Consider the following 22,789-nt stretch of genomic DNA (forward strand, 5'->3'; position numbering starts at 1 on the left):
GGGTGGCGGGGATTTCAGTTGCCGGCGGGGGTCAGGCGGCCGTCGCGGAGGGTGAGGACGCGGTCGGCGCGGTCGATGAGGGCCGGGTCGTGGGTGGCCACCAGGGCGGTCATGCCGCGGGCGTCCACCACCGCACGCAGCAGGTCCATGATCGCGCGCCCGGTGTCGGAGTCCAGCTGACCGGTCGGCTCGTCGGCGATCAACAGGTCCGGGTCGTTCGCCAGGGCGCGCGCCACCGCCACCCGCTGCTGCTGCCCGCCGGAGAGTTCGCCGGGACGCTGGGCGGCCTGCCCGCCGAGCCCGACCATCTCGAGCAGGACGGCGACGCGCTGGTCGCGTTCGGCGGGATCGCGTCCGGCGAGCCGCATCGGGACGCTGACGTTCTCGGCCGCGGTGAGGATCGGGACCAGCCCGAACGACTGGAACACGAAGCCGATGACGTCCCGGCGCAGCTCCAGCAGCTCCCGCTCACCCGCGCCGGTGACTTCGCGGCCGGCCACCGTGATGGTGCCGGCGTCCGCGCGGTCCAGGCCGCCGATCAGGTTGAGCAGGGTGGTCTTGCCGGCGCCGGAGCGCCCGCGGACGGCGACCAGCTCGCCCTTGGCCACGGTGAACGTGACGTCGCTGAGCGCGTGCACCACCCGGTCGCCGGAGCCGTAGTCGCGGCCCAGCCCGGTCACCTCCACCAGACTCATGCGGACTCCTCGGTGCCGGGGCGGACTTCCACGTGATCGGGTTCCAGATCGAGGCGCACCCGGTCGCGGAGGCTGAGCGCCTCCACGAAGGCGGCCGGCAATTGCAGGCGGCCGGCCCGGTCGAGCACCGCGTATTCCTCGGAGACGTGCTGTTCGGTGCCATCGGCTGCGATGCGTGCGGAACGTCGTACCTCTGAAGCGGTTTTGCCGTCGCGAATCGCCACCGCCCGCCGCACCTGGCCGGACACGTTCATGTCGTGCGTGACCACGACCACCGTGACGCCCAGCTCGGCGTTGACAGTGCGCAACGCGCCGAAGACCTCGTCCGCGGTGGCCTCGTCGAGTTCGCCGGTCGGCTCGTCGGCGAAGAGCACCTCGGGGTCGTTGGCGAGGGCCACCGCGACCGCGCAGCGCTGCTGCTCACCACCGCTCATCTGGTCCGGCCGCCGGTCGGCGCGGTCGGCCACCCCGACCATCTCCAGGAGTTCCTCGGCCCGGCGTCCGCGGCGCCGGCCGGCCAGGCGCATCGGCAGCTCGACGTTCTCCCGGGCGGTCAGGTAGGGCAGCAGGTTGCGGGCGGTCTGCTGCCACACGAAGCCGACGACCTTGCGCCGGTATTCGAGGCGTTTCTTCGCCGACATGCCGAGCAGGTCGTACCCGGCCACCCGGGCGACTCCGGCGGTCGGCTCGTCCAGCCCGGACAGGATGTTGAGCATCGTGGACTTCCCCGAGCCGGAGGCGCCCACCACGGCGAGCAGCTCGCCCCGGTCGACCACCAGGTCGAGGCCCTGGAGGGCGACCACCTCGACACCCTCGGTCCGGAAGATCCGGACGAGACCGTCGCAGACGATGTGGCCGGACAACCGGTCCTGGCCACCGGCACGGGCGGCCGCGCGTTCCGCGGCCCGCCTCTCCAGATCGGCGAGCGTCATCAGATCTGCTCCTCTCCCAGCCGCAGGACCGTGCCGAGGCGCATCCGGCGGTTGGCGGCGTCCTCGACCACCAGCGCCGCGACCACGGCCAGGACCGCGACGATCAGCACGCCGGCCGCCAGCAGCGGGTCGACGCTGAGGCCGGCGGGCACGCCGGCGGTGAAGTCCTCCAGGCCCAGGGCGGGCCCGATCAGGATCGGCAGGGCAACGCCGACCAGGCCGCCGGTCAGCACCGCCACGCCGATCAGCGGGACGATCTCGAACACGAGCAGCCGCCGGCCCTGTCCCGAGGACAGGCCCAGCGTGCGCAGACGCGACAGCGTCCGCCCGCGGGCCGGGGCGCCGGCCAGCACGGTGAGCGCGACCGCGAGCAGGGCCAGCGCGGCCGAGGTGGCCACCCCGGCGGCAAAGGTGAAGCTCAGCACCCCGTCGACGCCCCGCTCGTCGAGACCGGCCCGGAATTCGTCGCGGGTGGTGACGACGGCGGGCATGGCGAGCTCCCAGTTCTCGACGGCCCGCCCGAGGGTGGCCTCGCTCTGCTCGCGCTGGCCGGCGTCGGCGGCCGCACGCACCACGGCGACGTCGAAGTCGCCGCCGTGGATCAAAACCCGGTTGGCGACGACCGGCTGGAAGTCCGGCACCGGCAGCGCCTGCAACGGCACGATCAAAAAGTCGCGCGTCTCGGCCGCGAACCCGGGCGCGGTCTCGCCGACCGCGGCCACCCGGAACCGGTAGCGGCGGCCCTGCACGTCGACGGTGCCGCCCGCGCCGACCCGCTCGGCCAGGCGCGACGAGACCAGCGCGGGCACCGGGCCGTCCGAGCGGACAGCGTCCTTCAGGACCGCGGGCAGGTCCAGGCCGGCGGTGGTGTCGACGACCATCGCCTGCGCCTGGGTGATCGCCGGGCTGGCGTCGCTGCGGATGCCGGCCGCCGACTCCATCCGGAACGCGGTGGCGCCACGAGTGCCGGGGACCGCCGCGATCAGCGAGGCGGTGGACGGGCCGAAGGCGAAGCCGGTGACCACCGCCTCGGCGGGCACGGCCAGTTCGGCGGCCCGGTCCCGGGCGTGGCCGACAGTGGTCGTGACGGTGCTGCCGAAGATGCCGGTGGCGATCGCGATGACCAGCACCGCGAGGGGGCCGGAGCGCAGCGGGGCGCCGCGGCCGGCTGCGGTGAGGCCGAGGAAGGCCACGGCGCCACGGGTCTGGGCGGCGAGCCGCCCGGCCCAGCGCAGCGGCAACGGCACGAGGCGCAGCGCCAGCAGGGAGGCGGCGAGGGCCAGCAGAACCGGAACGGCGATGAGGTACGGGTCGACGCCCGCCCCCGCGTCGAGTCCACGGCTGCGGACCAGGAACGTCCCGCCGGCCGCGAGCGCCACCACGAACAGCTCCGCAGTGATCCGGCGCGGCGACGGCCGGTCCGCCACCAGGTCCTGCCGGTGCCCGGTGAAGTCGGGCCGGCGCGCGCCGGCCGCGGCATAGCCGGCCGGGGCCAGGACGGCCAGCAACCCGACGGTCACGACCAGGACCGGCTCGGCGGGGTCCGCCCGGCCACCGGTGACCATCCCGGCCAGCCAGCCCAGCGCCGCTGCCGGCAGCACCACGACGAGGGTCTCGGCGAGGGCGCGGCCACCGATCGCGGACACCGCGCCGCCCCGGGCGCGGATCAGCGCATGTTCGGCGCGGCGCCGGTCCACGGCGAGGCGGGCGGCGAGCAGGATCAGCCCGACCATGGTGGCGAGCAGCCCGGCCTGGACCACGGCCAGCAGCGACCGGACCCCCCGCAGCCGCTGGTCGAACTCGGCGAGGGTGTTGTCCACGCTGCTGATCAGCGTGGTGCCGTCGGGCGGCTGACGCCGGGCGGTGCCGACCGCGGTGGTCAGCTCGCCGATCCGGTCGGCGGTCAGCCGCTGCTCGTCGAGTCGGTACCGCCAGCGTTCCCGCGGTTCGAGGGTGGTCGCGCCGAGCTGCAGGGAGCCGGCGGTGTCGGTCAGCAGGGCGGCACGGAACCGGGTGCCCTCGGCGGGGTTCGGGCAGGCGACCCGGGTCAGCGCGAAGTCGTCCCAGAACGGCGCCGCCCGGTCGACGGGCTCGTAGACGCCGACCACCCGCACGGTGGCGTTCTCCCACCGGGTGGACACGGTGACCGTGTCGCCGATCTTGACCTTCAGGGCTTTCGCCTCGTCCACCCCGACGACGGCCTCGGCGACCGGACCCGACTGTGCCGCCCGCCCGGAGACGATCCGGATCGCCTCGTCGGAGCCGGTCTGCCGGCGGATCGAGGCCAGCTGGGGGCAGCTGCCCGCGTCGACGCGGTTGACCGAGACCGGACCGGGCCCGATCTCGGCGACGTACCACGCCTCGGTGATCAGGCCGGGCAGCGGCGCGGGCAGCAGCCGCCGGATCGGGTCGAGCTGCCCGGAGCGGTCCTGCGGCGGGCCGACGTCGCGCGTCCTGGTGGACGCGGCGGTGAAGGTCAGGTCGCGCTGGCCGGAGACGAGCCGGCTCACGTCGGCGCGCAGCCCCGCATCGGTGCGGTCGTTGGCGAGGCGGGGCGGGCCGGACGCCAGGAACGCGGCGAGACCGGCGAGGGCGGCGAGCAGGCCGAGTTGAGCGGCGTAGGAGAGGACGCGTCTGCGCGTACCAGCAAGGGTGGTCATTGATCGGCCCCCAGCCGCAACCGGGCGGCCGGCAGCCTGCGCGCCGCCGACGCCGCCGTCGCCGCGCTCAGCGTGAGGGCGACGCCCACCAGGAGCAGCACGCTGCCCAGCGTCGGCAGCCAGCCCACCGTGAGGATCGGCTCGGGCACCGGCCGCACCGCCGCCGGGGTGAGCACCAGCAGCGGGGCCATCGCGCCCGCCACCAGCAAGCCGACCGCGAGACCGGCCAGCGCGCCCACGCCGGCCAGGAAGGCCTGTTCGACGACGAGCGAGCGGGCCAGCAGGCCCGGCCCGGCGCCCAGCGTATGCAGCACGGCCAGCTCACCGGCACGTCGCCGGGCGGTGGCCCGGGAGTCGGCGGCGATGCCGGCCGCCGCGAGCAGCACCGCGCCGAAGGCCGCGAGGAACAGCGCGACCCGGGAACCGGCGCCGAACGGGTCGCGGGCGGCGCCCTCGGCCATCTCGCGCCGGTCCAGGACGCGCAGGCCGGGCAGGTCGTGGACGCCCGCCGGGGTGCCGCTCAGCCACCACTCGCCGGTGTTCTGCACGATGCCCCAGCCCTCGAAGAGCCGGGCGTCGAGGGCGGCGCGGTCGGCCAGGATCGCGGCGCCGCCGGACGTGCCGGGCACCCGCTCCACGACCGCGACCACCTTGATCGGCACGCTGACGCCGGCCACGCCGAGGAACGAGTTCCTGCCGACGGGGAGGTTCAGCTGGGCGAGGGCGGCCGGGGTCATCGCGACCGGCACCGCCGACCGGGTGGCGCGCCGCGCGACCGCGAACCGGCCGGCGTAGCGCAGCCGCCCGCCCGCGTCGGCGACCTCGGTCGTCCCGTCGCGTCCCACCGCCTGCCACTCCCCCTGCTGACCGCTGATCCGCCAGCTGACGGTCGCGGGCCCCGGGTCCACCACGAAACCGGCCAGTCCCGGTCCGGCGGCGTCGAAGTCCAGCGGCCGGCCCCGGTCGCTCTCCCCCAGGTCGATGCGGCGGCCGTCGGCGAAGATCGCGGTGGTGCGCGCCCGGCCGCTCGTGACGATCCGGCCCGGCCGCAACTCGTTCGCGTGCTCCACCTCGCGGGCGGCGGCGAGCTGCCGGAACAGCTCCGCGGGCGGCCCGCCGGTGGCGTCCTCGCGGGCCCGCACCACGGACCCGGCGACGTCGGCGTTCACGACCACCACCTCGGCCGGGTCGTTGCCCGCGGTCAGCGGCACCGAGTCCCGCCAGCCCGGCACGATCGTCCCGGCGCCGGGCAGCGCGGCAAGCTGCGCCGGCCGGTCCGGCGGGGCGGTACCGGCCGCCTCGACCAGCCGCAGATTCGCGCCGACCTGCTGCTCGGCCTGGTCGTCCAGGGAGCCGCGGGCGGTGCCGGCGAACCCCCAGGAGACGGTCGCGGCGGCGACCGCGAGCGCGAGCATCACCATCGGCCCGGGGTGCGAGCGGCGGCCGGCCTGCCAGGTGCCGAGCAGCCGGGCCTGCGCCCCGCCCCGGCCCAGCCGGGCGGCGGCGAACCGGGCGACCGGCGGCAGCACCCGCACGGCGAGCACCGCGCCGGTCAGCACACCGAAGGTCGGCGCGGCGGCGAGCAGCGGGTCGATGCCGAGACCCGCGCCGACCGGGGTGGAGTACTGCCGGAGCTGGAGCCAGCCGATCACGGCCAGCGCGACCACGACCAGGTCCAGGCCGGCCCGGCGGACCAGTGGGAGCCGGGACCGGGTCGCGGTCTCGGCGACATAGGTGCGGGCCCGGCGGAGCGCGGGCACGGTCAGCGCGAGGACGCCGCCGGCGACCGCGAGGGCTCCGGTCAGCCACACCACGGCATCGAGCCGGGGGTGAACAGCCGGGCCACCGGGGAACGGGACGGTGCGGACCAGCAGCACGGCCAGCGGCGGCGCGAGCAGACCGGCCGGCAGCATCAGCGCGAGCGCCTCGGTCCCGGCCATCGCGGCGAGCCGGACCCGGGACGCGCCGCGGGCCCGGAGCAGCGCGGTCTCGGCCCGGCGGGCCTCGCCGAGCAGCAGGGCCACCAGGGTCAGCGCGTACCCGGCCAGGACGGCGAGCAGCAGGATCGGCGTGACCAGTGCGGAGCGCCGGACCAGGTCGGCGCGATCCAGGCGGTCGGCCAGGCCGGGGAGGCCGCTGGTGATCGTCGCGGAGGTGCCGAGGCCGGTGCGTTCGGCGAGGCCGTCGCTGGTCGCGGTGGCTGCCTCGGCGGTACGGGCCACCTGCGCCAATCCCACATCGGTGAGGTCGGGCGTCACGAGCCAGCCGGCCGAGGCGCCGGCGGCGAACCGCGCGTCGAAGGCGGCCCGGTCCACGACGATCGGCCCGTGCGTGGAGGTCTGCGGGGCCCGCCCGGCGAACACGTCCGGGGTGAGCAGCCAGTACGGGTCGCGCGCGTCGGCGGGCCGCCAGATCCCGGCGACGGTGACCGGCACCAGCCGGTTGCTGCGGCGGTCCAGCAGGCGCAGCGTGCCGCCGGTCCGCACGCCGAGGAGCCGGGCGGCGGGCTCGGCGATGGCGGCGCTGCGCGGGCCGGCCGGCCACTCGCCGGAGACCAGGACGGCGTGGTCGGCCAGGTCGTCGAGGGCGACCAGGTTGCCGTAGACGACGCCGTTGGAGTCGGGGGCCGCGCCCGGGCCCGGGCGGTCGACGGCCCAGCCCGACCCGTAGACCGCGCTGGTCACACCGGCCGCGACGCCACCGAGGCCGGCGGCGAACGTCTCCCGCACGGCCCGGTCGTGTTCGGCGAGCCGGGGGCCGCCGGCGCCCCGGACGAGCACCGCGCGTTCCGCCGCGCCGGCGGCGGCGACCGCGGACCGGATCCCGGCCTCCCCGGCGGCGCCGGTGTAGGCCGTCAGACCGGCCAGCAGCAGAACGGCGATGAACATGACGGCGGCGCCGGCCGCGAGAAGCCCTTTGGCGGCTGCCGCGCGCCGGACGATCAGCGCCATGGGCGAACCGGGACGACCATGCGGCGGATCTTGCCATATGGACAGCGGGCCGGTGATCCCACCGGCCCGCTGACGCGTTTCTGTCTGATGTTTCGTTACGGCTGGCTTCGGGGGCTCTCCGGCGCCAGCGTGTCGATGAACTCGTTCGGCTCGTGCAGGGTGGTGGTGCGGCGGGCGTCCGCGGCCTCGGCCTTGAGCGCGCTCGCCACCCCGGCGGTGTCCACGCCCGGAATGCCGCGGACCGTGTCGTACGCCTTCTCCGCGAGGGTGTACGCCGCGCGGTACTCGTGCGCGGCGAACGCCTTGGCCGCCAGCGCGAGGATCGCGTCGGCCGCCTTCAGCCGGGTGTGGCCCTTGCCGGCCGGCACCGTGGCGGCCAGCCGGTTGGCGGCCTCCCAGTACGCGGCGGTCAGGAACCGGTCGCTGTTGTCCCGGTCGAACTGGCTGAAGTCCCAGTTCACGTCGATGTAACTCATGATCGAGTTGCTCTCGTCGCCGGCGTTGACGAACCAGAACTCGCCGGACGGGCCGTAGTCGACACCGGTGGCGCTGTCGTAGCCGTCGTGCGGGTGGCTCAGGCCCAGGTGGTGGCCCACCTCGTGGATCTGGGTGGTGGTCAGGCCGTACCCGGAGGCGACGATCTCCGGGGAGACGAACGAGAACACGTAGCTCTGGGTGCCGCTGACGTAGTCGTCGTCGGCGAAGCCGAGCGCCGGCGAGCCGACACCCTCGCCGACGGCGTAGTTGAACATCGGCAGCTCGTAGTCGACGCGCCCCTCGTCGTCCAGCGCCCGGTCCAGGTTCTCCCGGTTGAACAGGTAGAGGTTCGCGAAGGCCGGCAGGCCGGTCTCCGGGTAGCAGGACTCGCCGGCGAGCAGCCCCAGGTAGCACTCCTGGGCACGGGCGTCGTACGGCAGGTCCTGGCTGTCGTAGCTCAGCCGGTTGCGCCAGCGCAGCTCGGCCAGCTCCGCCTTGAGCAGGCTCGGCGTCGAGTACTGCTCGGACGCGTCCACGCCGGGCCAGCCCTCGTACGTGTTGTCGTCCAGGTTGATCGACTTGGGCGGCTCCGGAGACGGCAGTTCCACCGGGTAGAGCGGCGAGGTGGTGAACAGCAGGTTCAACGCCACGTACCGGGTGATCTTGCCGAGGTCACCGGCCAGGGCGCTCGGCGACCGGAAGCCGTCGGCCGAGTATTCCCAGATCGGCGGCATCCGGTAGTCGAGCACACCGTCACCGTCCAGGTCCGGGGTGTCGACCTCGAAGTTCGTGGTCCACGACTCCGGGCCGGCCGACAGGTCGTGGAACCAGACCCGCCGGGTCGCGCCCAGACCGGTCTCCTCGTCGTCAGCGGTGGTGCCGCCCCACGCGATCACCTTGCGGCTCTCCCGGACGGCGCCGAAGTCGTTGCCGGTGTCCGGGTCGGGCTCGCCGAGCTTGGTGTAGACGTGGTGCTTGAAGTCGGACCGCCCGTACCAGTTCACGAAGAACACGGTGTTGCGCCGGGTGTCCACGCCGGACGGCGGGTGGAAGGCCAGCCACTTCTCCACGCTGGGCGCGTCGATGGTGTGGTTGTCCGGGATGTCGAGCACGTTGTTCTGCTGGTTGTTGTACTCCTGCTGGAACAACGTCAGCGGCGCCGGCTTCGCGAGGTTCGAGAGCTGGCCGAAGAACCGGTCCTCGTACCGCTTGTCGGTGTATGTCAGCCGGTAGTCATATTTGTAGGTGATGCCGAGCTTCTCGGTGACCCCGTAGGAGAGGCGGGAACGCACCACCGGCTCATAGGAACCGGCCAGCTCGGCCAGGAAGCCGCTCTTGGCCACCTGCTTCGGCTCGTAGCCGACGAAGACCACGTTGACCGGCAGCCTCTCGACCAGGCGGGGCTGCCCACCGGGGTCCAGATAACCCAGCTTGGGCGCGGCGGCGCTGGCGGCGGGTCCCGCCGAGGCCACCACGAGAGCCGCGACGAGCGTCACGACTAAGGGGCTTCTCCATCTCATGTGGACACGCTGCCATCAACACGTGCCGATGGGAAGGTCTAGAGACGGGCAGTGAGCAGTTCGGCACCGGGGCCGGTCAGGTGCGACAGCGCGGCCTTGCGCCCGGCGCAGGCGAGCAGCAGCGCGGCGGCCGGGCCGCGCGCCTCGGCGCCGTGGCCGTACGACCAGTCGGCGTCGCTCGCGACCAGCCGCAGGCCGGCGGCGGCGCGCACCGACGGCTGGGGCGGCGGGAACCGCATCGTCAGCAGCCGCTGGAGGGCGACCACCGCCGCAGCCGGTGGCACCGGGTGGTCGCGGCCCAGCGGGAGCGCGATGTCCTGCCCGTGGACGAGCAGGTCGATGAGGGTCTCGAGCGGGGTGACGCCGAGGTTGCGCCGGCGGCGCGCTGCTGTGGCGCGCAGGTCGGCGACGATCTGCTCCGGAGTCCATGCGGCCGCCCGCCGGCGCGCGGCGTCCCGAATGGTGGGGTGCATGCCGCCGCGCGTCCGGTTCTCAGCATCGTAGGCGCGGTCACGGCGGGCCAACAGGGGCGAGGGCCGCACCCCGGTGACGGGATGCGGCCCTCGGCCGATCAGAAGGGCTCCGCCCGAGCGTTCCGGGCCGGGCTTCGATCAGAGGCTACGAGCGGAAGCTCAGTTCTGCTTCCAGTCGTTGCCGCGGTGCGGCCAGCCCCGGTCGTCGTTGTCACGGTGCGGCCAGCCCTGGTGGTCGTCGCCCCGGTGCGGCCAGCCGTGGTTGAAGTGCCCACCGTAGTAGACCTTCAGCGCCCAGTCGCCGCGGTGGAAGCCGCGCCAGACCTGGAAGCACTGGAACCGGACCCACTTGCGCTGGAACTGGCCGATCTTGCCGACCTTCTGGCACGTCCGCGGGCTGCGGTAGTAGTCGTGGATCCGCTCGCGGAACTTGACCTGGGTGGTCAGGCCCGGCTTGGTGGAGCCCTTGGTCGCGCTCGGCTTGTCGGCCACGACCGCGGGGGCGGACGGCGCCGACGGCGAAGCCACGGCCGGGGCGGTCGCCATGGTGAGGCCCGCGGCGACCGCGACACCTGACATGACGAAAGCCCTGGTGAGCTTGTTCATGAGATCACCTCTCTGGAAGGTAATTCGGACAAGAGGCATCGTAAAGGCATGAAACGTCCGATAATGCCCGCGCCGCCGCCACGAACGGGTGACAGATCGCCGAAACGGCGAAAGCCGCACCCGGACCGGGTGCGGCTTTCGCGGGAGGAACCTCAGACGGCGATCCGGGTGCGCGCTGCCGGTCGCAGGTAGACGGTCCAGGTGATCAGCACGCAGAGCGCGTAGAACGCGATGAACCCGATGTACGCCGCGTCGGCGTCCCGGTAGGTCAGGAACGACTGCCGGAAGGCCAGGTTCACCAGCACGCCGCCGACCGCGCCGACCGCGCCGGCGATGCCGATGACCGCGCCGGAGATGCGCCGGGACTGGTGCTCGTCGCCGGCGTACTTCTGCCGGAAGATGGCCGGGATCATCTTGTAGGTCGATCCGTTGCCCAGCCCGCTCAGGATGAACAGCGAGATGAAGCCGACCAGGTAGAGCGGCAGGGACCGCTGCTGCGAGGCGATCAGCACGATCGACGCGCCGGCGGCCATCGCGATGAAGTTGACGAAGGTGACCCGGGCGCCGCCCAGCCGGTCGGCGAGCGCCCCGCCGAACGGCCGGATCAGCGAACCCAGCAGCGGGCCGAGGAACGTGAGGTACGCGGCCTTGATCGGGGTGTCGAACTGCTCGGCGAACTGCACCTGCAGCACCTGGCCGAACGCGAAGCCGAAGCCGATGAACGAGCCGAAGGTGCCGATGTAGAGCACCGCCATGATCCAGGTGTGCGGCTCCCGGGCGGCGTCGCGCATGCCGCGCTTCTCGTTGCGGGCCTGGGTCAGGTTGTCCATGTAGAGGGCCGAGGCGACCGCCGCGATCACGATGAACGGGATGTAGATGCCGGCCACGATGCCCGGCGAGCCGGCGCCGAAGACCGCGAGCACGAACAGGCCGACCAGTTGCGCCACCGCCACGCCGAGGTTGCCGCCGCCGGCGTTGATGCCGAGCGCCCAGCCCTTGAGCCGGTCCGGGTAGAACGCGTTGATGTTCGCCATCGAGGAGGCGAAGTTGCCGCCGCCGACGCCGGCGAGGGCGCCGAGGATCAGCAGCGTGCTGAACGAGACGCCGGGCTCGACCAGGAACGCCGCGGCGACCGACGGCACCAGCAGCAGGGAGGCGCTGATGACCGTCCAGTTCCGCCCGCCGAAACGTGCCACCGCGAACGTGTACGGGATGCGCAGCGCCGCGCCGACCAGTGCGGGGACCGCGGTGAGCAGGAACTTCTGCGCCGGGTCGATGCCGTACTGCGGGCCGAGGAAGAGGACCAGCACCGACCAGAGCGTCCACACCGAGAAGCCGATGTGCTCGGAGAAGATCGAGATGATCAGGTTGCGGCGGGCGATGGTGGCGCCGCCGTTGGCCCAGAACGCCGGGTCCTCGGGCCGCCAGTCGTCGATCCAGTGGCCGCGGACGGTACTCGTGGCGGTGGGCCGCTCGACAACAGCAGTCATGTCACTCTCCCAGGACGATCTGGTCGCCGTCGGCCCGGACCGGGTAGACGGTGATGTTGGGCTGGCCGGACTGGGAGCACCCGGTGGCGAGGTCCCAAGCGTTGAGGTGCAGGGGGCAGACGACGACCCGGTTGTCGATCTGCCCATCGGCGAGCGGGCCGCCCTTGTGCGGGCAGACCGCGGAGACCGCGCGCAGGGAGCCGTCGCGGAGCCGGAAGACGGCGATCATCTCGCCGTCCACGGCGTAGGTACGTCCTTCGCCGAGCGGGATGTCGGTCAGGTTGCCGAGGATCACTGCCGTGGGAAGAGTCATGCGCGCACCGGAACCTGTGGGAGAACGGTCAACGGGAGAGAGGTGCGGAACTGTCCGGGCGTGGCCGGCTCGGCCCGCTCCTTCCAGGGGTCCTTGTAGGCCTGCACGGCCTCCTCCACGGCGGCGTCCAGCCGGTCGGCGATCCCGTCGGAGTCCTCGACGACGATCTCGCGGACCCGGTCGATGCCGATCCGCGGCACGAACGCGTACGTCCGCTCCAGCCAGTTCGCGTTCTCCCGGTAGTACTGGAGGAACCGGCCGGTCAGCCGGATCACCGCTTCCGGTGAGTCGACCGTCGCGAGCAGGTCACCCTTGCGGATGTGGGCGCCGGCCGCGCCGCCGACGTAGATCTCCCACCGGCCGCCGTCGATGGCGACCACACCCAGGTCCTTGACGTACGACTCGGCGCAGTTGCGGGGACACCCGCTGACCGCGAGCTTCATCTTGCCCGGGCCCTCCAGCCCCTGGTACCGCTCCTCGAGGGCGATGCCCAGCGCGGTGGAGTCACCGACCCCGAACCGGCAGAAGTCCGAGCCGACGCAGGTCTTCACGGTGCGGAAGCTCTTCGCGTACGCGTATCCCGAGGGCATGTCCAGGTCGGCCCACATCGCCGGCAGCTTCTCCTTCGGCACGCCGAGCAGGTCGATGCGCTGGCCGCCGGTGAGCTTGACCATCGGGACGTCGTACTTCTCGGCCACCTCGGCGATCTTGCGCAGCTGGGCCGGGGTGGTGACCCCGCCCTTCATCTGCGGGACCACCGAGAAGGTGCCGTCGCGCTGGATGTTGGCGTGCACCCGGTCGTTGATGAAGCGGGCGTCGCGCTCGTCGACGTACTCGTCGGCCCACATCATCTTGAGCAGCGAGGCGAGGCCCATCTTGCTCTTGGCGTCGTGCTCGCCGCCGGGGACCAGTTTGTCGAAGACCGACGAGACGCTCTTCAGCTCGTACCGGCGGATCGCGTCCATCAGCTCGGGCTTGGGCATCGGCACGCCCGGGACGTACCAGGAGGCCGCCGGGTCCTCCTCGACCTCGCCGCCGGCCGCCCACTCGACGATCCGCTGGACGAGGGGCTTGCAGGTGCCGCAGCCCTTGCCGGCCCGGGTCTTGTCCATCACCCCGTTGACCGTCTTGCAGCCGCCCTCGACGACGCCGCAGATGGCGCCCTTGCTGACGCCGTTGCAGTTGCAGACCTGCGCGTCGTCGGGCATCTCGGCGGGCGACTCCTCGGCGGCCGGCCCGCCGATGTCGAACATCAGCTCGGCCCGCTCCTCCGGCAGGGCCAGGCCCCGGTCGAAGGCCTGGATCAGGTTCGCGGCCTTGCGGTTGTCACCGACCAGGGTGGCGCCGACCAGCACGCCGTCCCGGATGATCACCTGCTTGTAGATCCCCCGGCGCGGCTCGCTGTAGACGATCACCTCGTCCTCGTCGGACTCCGGTTCACGCAACCCCATCGACGCGACGTCGATGCCGGCCACCTTGAGCTTCGTGGAGATCTTGGAGCCCAGATAGGCCGCGTCGGAGGAAGTGCCGGTGATGTGATCGGCCAGCACCTTCGCCTGGTCCCAGAGCGGCGCGACCAGGCCGTACAGCTCCCCGCGGTGCTGGGCGCACTCGCCCACCGCGTAGATGTCCGGCTCGTCGCGCACCCGCATCTGGTCGTCCACCACGATGCCGCGCTCGACCGGGAGGTCGCTGTCCGCGGCGACCTGGGTGTTCGGCCGGATGCCGGCGGCGACCACCACGACGTCGCACTCGATCACGGTGCCGTCCGCGAGCTTGACCCCGGTGACCCGGTCCTTGCCCAGGATCTCGCTGGTCATCGCGTTGACGATCACGTCGATGCCGAGCCGGTTCTCGACGCTGTCCTTGAGCATCGCGCCGGCCCGCTCGTCGAGCTGGGTGTTCATCAGGTGGCCCATGGCGTGCAGCAGGGTCACGTGGCCGAGGTGGTTCTGCAGGCCGCGGGCCGCCTCCAGGCCGAGCAGGCCGCCGCCGATCACGACCGCCCGCTCGTGGTCCCGGGCGTACCGGATCATGGCGCGGGTGTCGTCGAGCGTGCGGAACGCGAAGACACCCTGGTGGTAACCGCGCTTGGGGTGGTGGATGCCCTTGATCGGCGGGGTCCAGGCGCTGCTGCCGGTCGCGATGATCAGCTTGTCGTACGGCGTCCGGCTCCCGTCGTCGCCGTGGACCACCTTCGCCCGCCGGTCGATCCGCTCGATCTTCACGCCGGCGTGCAGCGTGATCCCGTTCTCGGCGTACCACGCGAGGTCGTTGAGGAAGATGCCGTCCTCGGTCTCCACCCCGGCGAGCAGGTTGGACAGCATGATCCGGTTGTAGTTGCCGTACGGCTCGTCACCGAACATCGTGATGCTGAAGTCGCCGTCGCGGGCGAGGATCTCCTCGACCGTGCGGGCGCCGGCCATGCCGTTGCCGATCACAACGAGACGTTTCATCGGGTCCCAGTCCCTTCCGGCGCTCGAACGGTCGCCGTCACGGGACGTAGCGTCTCGGCCGCCCGTTAACCCGGAGGACGTGTTGCGGTGACGCTGAGGTCAGATAATCCCTACAACGCCCGGCCGGCCGATGTGAGCCGGGCGGCGTCGAAGCGGCGCAGCACCAGGTCGGCCACCGCCGGGTCGTGACACAGCGGCGGCGTCACCGCATCGGCGCCGGCGCTCTGCAACGTACGATAGAAAAGGCCCTCGGCCAGCAGATAGGCGGCCACCGCGACCCGCCGGGCGCCCCGCGCGCGCAAGCGCGCCACCTCGTCCGCCACCCGCGGCCCGCTCCCCGAGGTGTACCCGACGGCGGCCGCGCCCAGCTCGGCGGCGACACCGTCCACATCGGCCCGCCACACGGGATCCGAGGAACCCGCGGCCGCCAGCACCACGGCGTCCGCGTCCGGCAGGTCGCGGCGCATCGCCTCGCGGAGCACGGGGTCCGGGCCGAGCGGCGGCGTCACCGGGATGTCCGTGCCGGCGACGGCCTCGGCGATGTCCACCCGCACGTGATAGCCGCAGGAGAGCAGCAGCGGCACCACCACGGCGGCGGCACCGGCGGCCGGCACGATCTCGGCGACCTTCGGCTCCTGCACGTCGACGTAACACAGCCGGACGTCCAGGCCGGGCCGGCGCCGGGCCACCGCGGCGGCCAGCTCCTGGATCTGCCGACGGCCGGCGGGCGAGCGGGTGCCGTGCGCGACGGCGATCAGGGTCTCGGTCACGGTCTTCTCCTCGCGGTCGGTGCGACAGGGCGGAGAGCGGCCCGGCAGGCGCCGGGCACGCCGGCTGCGGCCCGGCACCCTTGCCGGACCCTCAGCTTTCTTGCTCGGGCGGTACGCGCTACGCGCACCGTGGTGGTGCGGACACGTCGTCGCGGCCCGCCGGCCGGCGCCCGTCCCGCCTTCGCGGGGTGGGCCCGTCCCGCCTTTCCCGTGCGGGCGGCCTCGTCCTCAGGCCGCTTCGTCCATGCGCAGGCGGTAGCCGCGCTTGATGACCGTCTCGATGTGCTTGCCGGAGCCGAGCGCGGCACGCAGACGGGCCACCGCCACGTCCACCGCGTGCCCGTCGTTGCCCCGCGGCAGCGCCTCGGCCAGCTGGTCCTTCGACACCACGGCGCCGGGGCGGCGGGCCAGCGCGGACAGGATCGCCATCGCCGCCGGGGCCAGCGTGTGGGTGGTCCCGTCGATCAGCACGGCGTGCCCGCGCACCTCCAGGGTGGAACCCGCGACCCGCAGCCGCAACGCCCGCCGGGGCAGCTCGTCGGTGACCGTCTTGATCAGCGCCCCCAGCCGGAAGCGCTCCGGCATCACCACCGGGACACCGCGCTCGACCAGCGGCGCCGCGGTCACCGGCCCCACGCAGGCAGCCAGCGTGCGGCCCGCGAACGCCCCCGTGACGTCCGCGCGCGCCTCCTCCGCGAGCTGCAGGAACGCCTTCACCGCCGGGGCGCTGGTGAACGTGACCGCGTCGATCTGCCGGGCCGCGACCTGCTCGATCAGGCGTTTCACCGGGGCCACGTCCGGCGGCAGCGCCCACCGGTAGACCGGCACCTCGACCACCGCGGCGCCGGCCGCCCGCAGCGCGGCGACGAACTCGGTCTGCGGCTCGCCGTGCTCCTGCACCACGATCCGCCGTCCGGCGACACCCTCGTCGAGCAGCCGCTGCAGCACCTCCTCGGAGGCCTCGGTCTTGGCCGCCCACTCCTCGATGAGGCCCGCCGCCCGGATCGCGCCGCACGGTTTCGGGCCGCGCGCCAGGATCCGCGCGTTGCGCAGCGAGGCCCGCAGCACCTCACCCATCCCCCAGCCCTCGGCCGCCTCCAGCCAGCCCCGGAAGCCGAACCCGGTGGTGGCGACGACCAGGTGCGGCTCCAGCCCGATGCAGGCCGCGGTCGCCGCGTGCAGGGCGTCGTCGTCGATCAGCGGGATGATCGTGATGGCCGGCGCGCTGACCACCCGCGCGCCGCGCCGCTCCAGCAGCGCCTCCATCTCGGTGCGGCGCCGTTCCGCCGTGACCGCCACGGTGAAGCCGGCCAGTGCGCCCTCGATCATCCGGTCCCCATCCTGTGCCGCCAACGCCCGCTCCGGCCGCCGTCGTGCCTGGCCGCCGGTCCTGCCCGAGCCTCGACGCAAGAGTCCTAAGGGCTCATTTCGGGAGGAGCGCGACCATGTTTCCGCGAGAATAACGGCTGTTCACTTGGCGTGATCGCGTCGTTGTGAGCTGTTGATCATGTCCCGGAGACATCGTCCGGCCGGTCGAAGAGCGAACCCTCCACACCCAGAATCCGGCGGATCTCGGCGATGTGGTGAAACGCGGCGATCCGCCCGTCGATCAGCCCCACCCGGTAGTCCGCCCCGACCTCCGGGTCCACGGCGATCTGCGGGTCCCGAAACCCGGCCGCCCCGTCCACCCGCCCGGCGTTGTAGGCCACCAGAGCGTCGTCCATCGTCTCTCCCCGCGCTTGCCGTCGCGCCAGGCTCGCACAGGAAGATCAGCCGGCCCACCGGCCGACCGTCCGGATCACACCGGCCCGTCCGCATGACATGACGCCTCGCCCTGCGGGTCAGCACCCCGATGCGGGGCCCACTGCCCGCCCGCGGGTGCCTACGGCCCGGCCTCGGCGGGCCATGCGCGCGCCCTCGCCGCCGGGAACGCACGCGTTGTGCCTCTCGTCCCGGAATCCACGCGCCGCACCCTCGCTCCCCGGACCCCGCCGCAGCCTCGCTCCCAGGACCCCGCGCGCCGCCTCGCCCCCGCGCGACACCCCGGCGACACCACGCGCCGCACCCTTCGCCAGGGACCCGCGGCCCGCGCCCCACGCACGGCGCCCAGCTGCAGTGGTTCGCCTTGCAGCCGGCCGGTGGGGTGAGGGTGACCGGGCGCCTCCGCCCGGCGGGCGCGCTGCGGCCTGGAGTTGCAGCTGGTCGCGGGGTAGGCACGGCACTGGTCGCCGATCGTACGAAATAGGGGGAAAGAGCGACCCGGCAGTGAGGGTGACTCAAACGCCGAGCAGGCCGGAGGCCCGCCAGAGGGCCGCACCCGGGCCGCCGATCAGGTCGAGGTCGCGCAGGAACGCGACGACCCGCTCCCCCGCCCACCGCATGGTCTCCTGGTGGTGCGGGTTGGCCCGCGCCGCCTGCCGGCCTTCCCGCGGGCCGATGCCGACGGCCCGGTACACGCGGGGGTCGATGAGCCGGGTGCCGGTCAGGTACGCGGCGCGGCCGATCACCAGTTTGTCGAAGGCGAGCCGGCCGCGGCCCGCCGTCCGGATCTGCCGGGCCAGTTCCTCCCGGGCGTACCGGACGTGCCGGGCCTCCTCGACGACGTGGATGCGGGACACCATCCGGACCAGCGGCTGCACATCCTCGGCGGCCATCGCCTCGCGTTGCAGGGTGTCCAGGATCTCCTCGGCGATCAGGATCGCGGCGTACATCCGGGGGCCGGTGCCGGTGTGCGCGATCCACGTGCCGAGTGCCTGGTTGAAGCCGCGCGGCTGGTAGACCGGGGTGCCGAGGCGGGCGATCATGCGGCCGAACATCACCGAGTGGCGGCACTCGTCGCCGATCTCGGTGAGCGCGTACTGGGCGTGCGGGGCTGTCGGGTCCTGCTTGAAGTACTCCCGGACGAGCAGCTGCATGAGGATGGTCTCGAACCAGACGCCTAGGCCGGCGATCGACGCGACCTCGTGCCTGGTGAGCTCGATCCGCTGCTCCTCGGTGAGCTGGTCCCAGATCGCGGTGCCGTAGAGGCTGGACCGGTGCGGCGGGACGAAGTATTTCCCCTCGGCGAACGGCGCCGCCCAGTCGATCTCCATCTCGGGGTCGTAGGAGTGCTCGGCGGAGGCGTGGAGAAGCCGGGTGGCGGTGCGGTCGCGATCGGACATCAGGGCCTCCGAGAACAGGACGACGCTTGACGTTACCGGCGGTAACAGTTACTTCTAGTACTATGAGCCCGGTCACCCCACCCGTCAATCCCGGCTCCGGCGGCCCGAACCGTTCCGACGGCCGCCGCGGCCGCTGGGAGAACCATCGCGAGCAACGCCGGGCGGAGCTGACCGCGGCCGCCATCGACGCCATCCGGGTGCACGGCCCCGACGTGGGCATGGAGGCGATCGCCGCCCACGCCGGCGTCAGCAAGCCGGTGCTCTACCGGTACTTCGCCGACAAGTCGGAGCTGTGGCTGGCCGTCGGGCAGCAGGCCGGTGCGATGGTGGTGGAGGCGATGGTCCCGGCGGTCGCGGCGGTCCGCGAGGAACGCGAGATCATCGGGGCCGCGATCGACGTCTACCTGGCGCACATCGAGAACGACCTCAACCTGTACCGGTTCGTGGTGCACCAGCCGGACATCGCCCGGCACCGCGACGTGGTCGCCGACGTGGTGGACACCGTGGCCAGCGGCCTGGCCCGGATCCTCGGTGACCGGCTGCGCGCCCGGGGCCTGGACTCCGGCGCCGCGCTGCCCTGGGCTTACGGGGTGGTCGGATATGTCCAGTCGGTGGGCGACTGGTGGCTGCGCCAGCAGCAGCCGATCAGCCGGGCGGCGCTCTGCGACTACCTGACGACGTTCCTCTGGGGCGGCATCGCGGGGATCCGCCGCGCCGCCGACGTCCCCGGCGGGCTGACGGCACACGAGGGGTGGGCACGTGATCTATGAGGGACCGGCCACCGTGCTCCTGGACGACGGGCCGATCGCGGTCACGATCCGGATGTCGGCACGGTTCGAGCCGATCGAGGGACGGTTCCGCTGGGCCGGGCGGACCGGGCCGGACGACGTGCTGCGCGAGCGGGTCGGCGGCGGCCTGCGCGAGGCGACGTTGATCGTCCCGGGTTTTCCGGGTATCCCGGTGCGACTGAGCGAGCCGGACCCGTGGGGCGGAGTTCGGCTCTCCGGGATCGGCACCCCGCCGTGGCTTGCTCCTTCGGAGGTCGAGAATGCCCACTGACCAGCACTTCGACGTTGTCATCGTGGGCGCCGGCCTGTCCGGCATCGGCGCCGCCTGGCGGTTGCAGAAGCAACGGCCCGCCGACACCTACGCGATCCTGGAGGCCCGGGACGCGATCGGCGGCACCTGGGACCTCTTCCGCTACCCGGGCGTGCGCTCGGACTCCGACATGTACACCCTCAGCTATCCCTTTCGGCCGTGGCGCGAACCGGAGTCCCTGGCGTCCGGCGACAAGATCCGCCGGTACATCGAGGAGACCGCCGAGGAGGCGGGCATCACCCGGCACATCCGGTTCGGCGCGCGGGTGGTGCGCGCGGACTGGTCCACCGCCGACGCCCGCTGGACCGTGCGCACCGCCGCCGGTGACGTCTACACCTGCCGATTCCTCTACGGCTGCGCCGGCTATTACAGCTACACCGAGGGATATCAGCCGGACTTCCCGGGCCTCGGCGAGTTCCGTGGGCAGGTGGTGCACCCGCAGTTCTGGCCGGCCGGCCTGGATTACCGCGGCAAGCGCGTGGTCGTCATCGGCAGTGGCGCCACCGCTGTCACGCTGGTGCCCGCGATGGCCGGCGACGCGGCGCACGTCACGATGCTCCAGCGCTCGCCGTCGTACGTCACCCCGCTCCCGGACCGGGACGTGCTCGCCGACCTGGCCCGCCGCCTGCTGCCGCCACGGGCGGCCAACCGCGTCGCCCGCGCCAAGAACATCCTGCTGACCCAGGCCTTCTACCAGCTGGCGCGGCGCCGGCCGCAACTGGTGCGCCGCACGCTGCGCGGCATCGCGATCCGCTTCCTGCAGAACCCGGGGTACGTGGACGAGCACTTCAAGCCCCGGTACGACCCGTGGGACCAGCGGCTCTGCGTGATCCCGTCGGGCGACCTCTACACCACGATCACGTCCGGGCGGGCGTCGGTGGTGACCGACCACATCGACCGGTTCGTGCCCGAGGGGATCCGGCTGAGGTCCGGCACGGTGCTCGAGGCGGATGTGGTGGTGACCGCGACCGGGCTGTCGCTGCTGCCGGTCGGCGGTATCGACCTCGCCCTCGACGGCGAGCCGGTCGAGGTGGGCGGGCGGGCCTCCTACCGCGGGCTGATGCTCAGCGGCGTGCCGAACTTCGCGTACTGCATCGGGTACGTCAACGCGTCCTGGACGCTGCGCGCCGACCTGTCCCACCGTTACGTGCTCAAGCTGCTCGACCACCTGGACCGCCACGGGTACGCGACGGCCACCCCCACCGCGCCCGCCGCCGCCGGCCGGCCGCTGCTCGACCTCTCCTCCGGTTACGTGCAGCGGGCACTCGACAAGTTCCCGGTGCAGGGCGACCGCGACCCGTGGATCGTGCGGCAGAACTACCTGCGCGACGTGGTCACCACGCCGCGCGCCGACGTGACCCGGGACATGACGTTCACCCGGCGTACCGCTCCCCTGCCGAAGGAAGAGGTTGTGCGATGAGACTCCCCGGATACCGGTTCGCCGGGCGGACCGCCGTGCTCACCGGCGCGGCCGGCGGCATCGGCGAGCAACTGGCGTACGGCCTGGCCGCGCGCGGCAGCTCGCTGGTCCTGGTCGACGTGGACGAGGGCCGGCTGACGGCGGTTGCTGATCGGATCCGGACGGCTCACCCGGGCATCGCCGTGCGGACGATCGTCGCCGACCTGGCCGACCGCGCGGCCGTCGAGGCGGTCGCCGCCGAGGTGCTCGCCGAGCACCCGGCCGTCGGCCTGCTGATCAACAACGCCGGGATCGCGCTGGGCGGGCGCTTCGACCAGGTGTCGGTCGAGCAGTTCGAGACCGTGATGAACGTGAACTTCCGCGCTCCGATGCTGCTCACCCACGCCCTGCTGCCGGCGCTGACCGCCACGCCGGGCGCGCACCTGGTCAACGTGTCCAGCCTGTTCGGGCTGATCGCGCCGCCCGGGCAGAGCGCGTACAGCGCCAGCAAGTTCGCGCTGCGCGGGCTCAGCGAGTCGCTGCGCGCGGAACTTGCGGAGAACGGCGTGGGGGTGACCACGGTCCATCCCGGTGGCATCCGGACCCGCATCGCCGAGTCCGCGCTCGTCGGCTCACGCGTACCGGAAGAAGAGGTCGAACCCAACCGCAAGCTGTTCGCCGCCCTGCTCAGCTATCCCGCCGACAAGGCCGCGGAGCAGATCCTGCGCGCTGTCGCGAAGCGGCAGGCGCGGCTGCTCATCGCCGCCAGCGCCAAGGCGCCGGACATCCTGGCCCGGCTTCTGCCGGTCGGTCACGCGCGGATCGTGCGCGCGCTCACGGTCGCCCGCGGCGGCGGCGCGGCCAAGGCGGTGGTCCGGCGATGACCTTCCTGGAGGTACGGGGTACGCGCGTGCGTTTCCACGCGAGCGGGGACGAGGGCGCGCCGCCCGTGGTGGTGCTGCACGGCATCGGCCGCAGCCTGGAGGACTGGTCGGCGCAGCACGACGAGCTGGACCCGTCGTTCCGCGTGATCAGCATCGACATGCCCGGGTTCGGGCTGTCGCAGCGGCTGCCGGTGCCGACCACCCTGCCGGCGCTCGCCGACGGGGTGTGGGCGACGCTCGACACCCTCGGCGAGACCCGGCCGGTACACCTGATGGGCAACTCGCTCGGCGGCGCGGTGGCGATGACCATGCTGGCCGGCGCGCCGTCGCGGGTGTCCACACTGACCCTGGTCAACAGCGCCGGCTTCGGGCGGGAGGTGACCGCGGCGCTGCGCCTGCTGTCGGTGCCCGTGCTGGGGCGGCAGATGCTGCGCCGCATCGACCGGTGGACGGCGCCGCGGGTGGAACGGTCGCTGTTCGCCGACCGGGCGATGGTCACGCCGGAGCGGGTGGAGATGGCCGTCCGGATCGCCCGGCAGCCGGACTTCGCCGCGGTCTACCTGGAGATGGCCAAGGCGCTCGGCGGCTTCCGCGGCGTCGGCGCGAGCTGGCGCACGGACCTGCTGGCCCGGGTGAAGGACCACGTCAAACCGACGATGATCGTCTGGGGTGAGCGGGACCTGATCCTGCCGTGCGCACACCTGGCGGCGGCCCGGGCGGCGTTCCCGCACGCGGAGTCGCACATGTTCGCTCGCACGGGGCACATGCCGCAGATCGAGCGGCCGGCGGAGTTCGCGGCCCTGGTGCGGCCGATGCTGGCGTCGGTGTCGGTCTAGCCCTTTGCGGGGACCCGGCCCGGGCGGCGGCTGAGGTTTCGCCGCCCGGGCCCACCCATTCCCCAATG

The 22,789-nt window shown here is 73.1% G+C and carries 19 protein-coding genes; 5 read left to right on the forward strand and 14 right to left on the reverse strand.

Annotated elements, in window-relative coordinates; genetic code table 11:
* Positions 1-14: 14 nt before the first annotated feature.
* From AC0NH5_RS20525 to AC0NH5_RS20590, 14 genes are all read right to left on the reverse strand, one after another.
* A complete protein-coding gene (locus tag AC0NH5_RS20525) occupies positions 15-695 on the reverse strand; it encodes an ABC transporter ATP-binding protein (protein ID WP_474406123.1) in 681 nt (226 codons plus the stop codon).
* A complete protein-coding gene (locus AC0NH5_RS20530) occupies positions 692-1,627 on the reverse strand; it encodes an ABC transporter ATP-binding protein (protein WP_474406126.1) in 936 nt (311 codons plus the stop codon). Before AC0NH5_RS20530 ends, AC0NH5_RS20525 begins: the two co-directional genes overlap by 4 nt.
* Entirely contained in the window at positions 1,627-4,287 is a 2,661-nt protein-coding gene (locus AC0NH5_RS20535) for an FtsX-like permease family protein (RefSeq protein WP_474406129.1), read from the reverse strand. Before AC0NH5_RS20535 ends, AC0NH5_RS20530 begins: the two co-directional genes overlap by 1 nt.
* On the reverse strand, positions 4,284-7,238 hold the full coding sequence (locus AC0NH5_RS20540; RefSeq protein WP_474406131.1) for an FtsX-like permease family protein: 2,955 nt from the start codon (positions 7,236-7,238) through the stop codon (positions 4,284-4,286). Before AC0NH5_RS20540 ends, AC0NH5_RS20535 begins: the two co-directional genes overlap by 4 nt.
* 95 nt (positions 7,239-7,333) lie before the next feature.
* Entirely contained in the window at positions 7,334-9,211 is a 1,878-nt protein-coding gene (locus AC0NH5_RS20545) for a zinc metalloprotease (protein ID WP_474406134.1), read from the reverse strand.
* Positions 9,212-9,273: 62 nt separating this feature from the next.
* On the reverse strand, positions 9,274-9,777 hold the full coding sequence (locus AC0NH5_RS20550; RefSeq protein ID WP_474406137.1) for a maleylpyruvate isomerase family mycothiol-dependent enzyme: 504 nt from the start codon (positions 9,775-9,777) through the stop codon (positions 9,274-9,276).
* 90 nt (positions 9,778-9,867) lie between these two features.
* Positions 9,868-10,314, reverse strand: coding sequence for a hypothetical protein (locus tag AC0NH5_RS20555; protein ID WP_474406140.1), 447 nt, complete (start codon positions 10,312-10,314; stop codon positions 9,868-9,870).
* A 152-nt stretch (positions 10,315-10,466) separates the two neighbouring features.
* Entirely contained in the window at positions 10,467-11,804 is a 1,338-nt protein-coding gene (locus AC0NH5_RS20560) for an MFS transporter (protein ID WP_474406142.1), read from the reverse strand.
* A gap of 1 nt (position 11,805) precedes the next feature.
* A complete protein-coding gene (locus AC0NH5_RS20565; RefSeq protein WP_474406145.1) occupies positions 11,806-12,117 on the reverse strand; it encodes a Rieske (2Fe-2S) protein in 312 nt (103 codons plus the stop codon).
* Positions 12,114-14,573: a nitrite reductase large subunit NirB gene (nirB, locus tag AC0NH5_RS20570; RefSeq protein WP_474406148.1), complete on the reverse strand. Its 2,460-nt coding sequence runs from the start codon at positions 14,571-14,573 to the stop codon at positions 12,114-12,116. Before nirB ends, AC0NH5_RS20565 begins: the two co-directional genes overlap by 4 nt.
* 110 nt (positions 14,574-14,683) lie before the next feature.
* On the reverse strand, positions 14,684-15,343 hold the full coding sequence (locus AC0NH5_RS20575) for a sirohydrochlorin chelatase (RefSeq protein WP_474406151.1): 660 nt from the start codon (positions 15,341-15,343) through the stop codon (positions 14,684-14,686).
* 228 nt (positions 15,344-15,571) lie between these two features.
* Positions 15,572-16,669 (reverse strand): uroporphyrinogen-III synthase, encoded by a 1,098-nt coding sequence (locus AC0NH5_RS20580; RefSeq protein ID WP_474406216.1) that lies wholly within the window; start codon positions 16,667-16,669, stop codon positions 15,572-15,574.
* A gap of 179 nt (positions 16,670-16,848) precedes the next feature.
* Positions 16,849-17,067: a hypothetical protein gene (locus tag AC0NH5_RS20585; protein ID WP_474406153.1), complete on the reverse strand. Its 219-nt coding sequence runs from the start codon at positions 17,065-17,067 to the stop codon at positions 16,849-16,851.
* Positions 17,068-17,619: 552 nt separating this feature from the next.
* Positions 17,620-18,504 carry an AurF N-oxygenase family protein gene (locus tag AC0NH5_RS20590; RefSeq protein ID WP_474406156.1) on the reverse strand — a complete coding sequence of 295 codons (885 nt, stop codon included), beginning with the start codon at positions 18,502-18,504 and terminating at the stop codon, positions 17,620-17,622.
* A 62-nt stretch (positions 18,505-18,566) separates the two neighbouring features.
* Here AC0NH5_RS20590 and AC0NH5_RS20595 point away from each other — a divergent pair, with 62 nt between their 5' ends.
* Genes AC0NH5_RS20595 through AC0NH5_RS20615 form a run of 5 tightly spaced genes read left to right on the forward strand, consistent with a single transcriptional unit; the run spans position 18,567 to position 22,721 of the window.
* Entirely contained in the window at positions 18,567-19,274 is a 708-nt protein-coding gene (locus AC0NH5_RS20595; RefSeq protein WP_474406157.1) for a TetR/AcrR family transcriptional regulator, read from the forward strand.
* Positions 19,264-19,563, forward strand: coding sequence for a DUF4873 domain-containing protein (locus tag AC0NH5_RS20600; protein WP_474406160.1), 300 nt, complete (start codon positions 19,264-19,266; stop codon positions 19,561-19,563). The genes AC0NH5_RS20595 and AC0NH5_RS20600 overlap by 11 nt, the downstream gene beginning before the upstream one ends.
* A complete protein-coding gene (locus AC0NH5_RS20605; RefSeq protein ID WP_474406162.1) occupies positions 19,553-21,022 on the forward strand; it encodes a flavin-containing monooxygenase in 1,470 nt (489 codons plus the stop codon). The genes AC0NH5_RS20600 and AC0NH5_RS20605 overlap by 11 nt, the downstream gene beginning before the upstream one ends.
* On the forward strand, positions 21,019-21,885 hold the full coding sequence (locus AC0NH5_RS20610; RefSeq protein ID WP_474406164.1) for an SDR family NAD(P)-dependent oxidoreductase: 867 nt from the start codon (positions 21,019-21,021) through the stop codon (positions 21,883-21,885). Before AC0NH5_RS20605 ends, AC0NH5_RS20610 begins: the two co-directional genes overlap by 4 nt.
* Positions 21,882-22,721 (forward strand): alpha/beta fold hydrolase, encoded by an 840-nt coding sequence (locus tag AC0NH5_RS20615; RefSeq protein ID WP_474406166.1) that lies wholly within the window; start codon positions 21,882-21,884, stop codon positions 22,719-22,721. The genes AC0NH5_RS20610 and AC0NH5_RS20615 overlap by 4 nt, the downstream gene beginning before the upstream one ends.
* Positions 22,722-22,789 lie beyond the last annotated feature (68 nt).

This window comes from Actinoplanes sp. 13 (assembly GCF_056134165.1).

Bases quoted from the DNA above. Each gene is read 5' to 3' on its own strand.
- nirB (WP_474406148.1), bottom strand. From the start codon at position 14,573: ATGAAACGTCTCGTTGTGATCGGCAACGGCATGGCCGGCGCCCGCACG.
- AC0NH5_RS20585 (WP_474406153.1), bottom strand. From the start codon at position 17,067: ATGGACGACGCTCTGGTGGCCTACAACGCCGGGCGGGTGGACGGGGCG.
- AC0NH5_RS20525 (WP_474406123.1), bottom strand. From the start codon at position 695: ATGAGTCTGGTGGAGGTGACCGGGCTGGGCCGCGACTACGGCTCCGGC.
- AC0NH5_RS20540 (WP_474406131.1), bottom strand. From the start codon at position 7,238: ATGGCGCTGATCGTCCGGCGCGCGGCAGCCGCCAAAGGGCTTCTCGCG.
- AC0NH5_RS20605 (WP_474406162.1), top strand. From the start codon at position 19,553: ATGCCCACTGACCAGCACTTCGACGTTGTCATCGTGGGCGCCGGCCTG.
- AC0NH5_RS20595 (WP_474406157.1), top strand. From the start codon at position 18,567: ATGAGCCCGGTCACCCCACCCGTCAATCCCGGCTCCGGCGGCCCGAAC.
- AC0NH5_RS20565 (WP_474406145.1), bottom strand. From the start codon at position 12,117: ATGACTCTTCCCACGGCAGTGATCCTCGGCAACCTGACCGACATCCCG.
- AC0NH5_RS20535 (WP_474406129.1), bottom strand. From the start codon at position 4,287: ATGACCACCCTTGCTGGTACGCGCAGACGCGTCCTCTCCTACGCCGCT.
- AC0NH5_RS20615 (WP_474406166.1), top strand. From the start codon at position 21,882: ATGACCTTCCTGGAGGTACGGGGTACGCGCGTGCGTTTCCACGCGAGC.
- AC0NH5_RS20590 (WP_474406156.1), bottom strand. From the start codon at position 18,504: ATGTCCGATCGCGACCGCACCGCCACCCGGCTTCTCCACGCCTCCGCC.
- AC0NH5_RS20560 (WP_474406142.1), bottom strand. From the start codon at position 11,804: ATGACTGCTGTTGTCGAGCGGCCCACCGCCACGAGTACCGTCCGCGGC.
- AC0NH5_RS20555 (WP_474406140.1), bottom strand. From the start codon at position 10,314: ATGAACAAGCTCACCAGGGCTTTCGTCATGTCAGGTGTCGCGGTCGCC.
- AC0NH5_RS20530 (WP_474406126.1), bottom strand. From the start codon at position 1,627: ATGACGCTCGCCGATCTGGAGAGGCGGGCCGCGGAACGCGCGGCCGCC.
- AC0NH5_RS20610 (WP_474406164.1), top strand. From the start codon at position 21,019: ATGAGACTCCCCGGATACCGGTTCGCCGGGCGGACCGCCGTGCTCACC.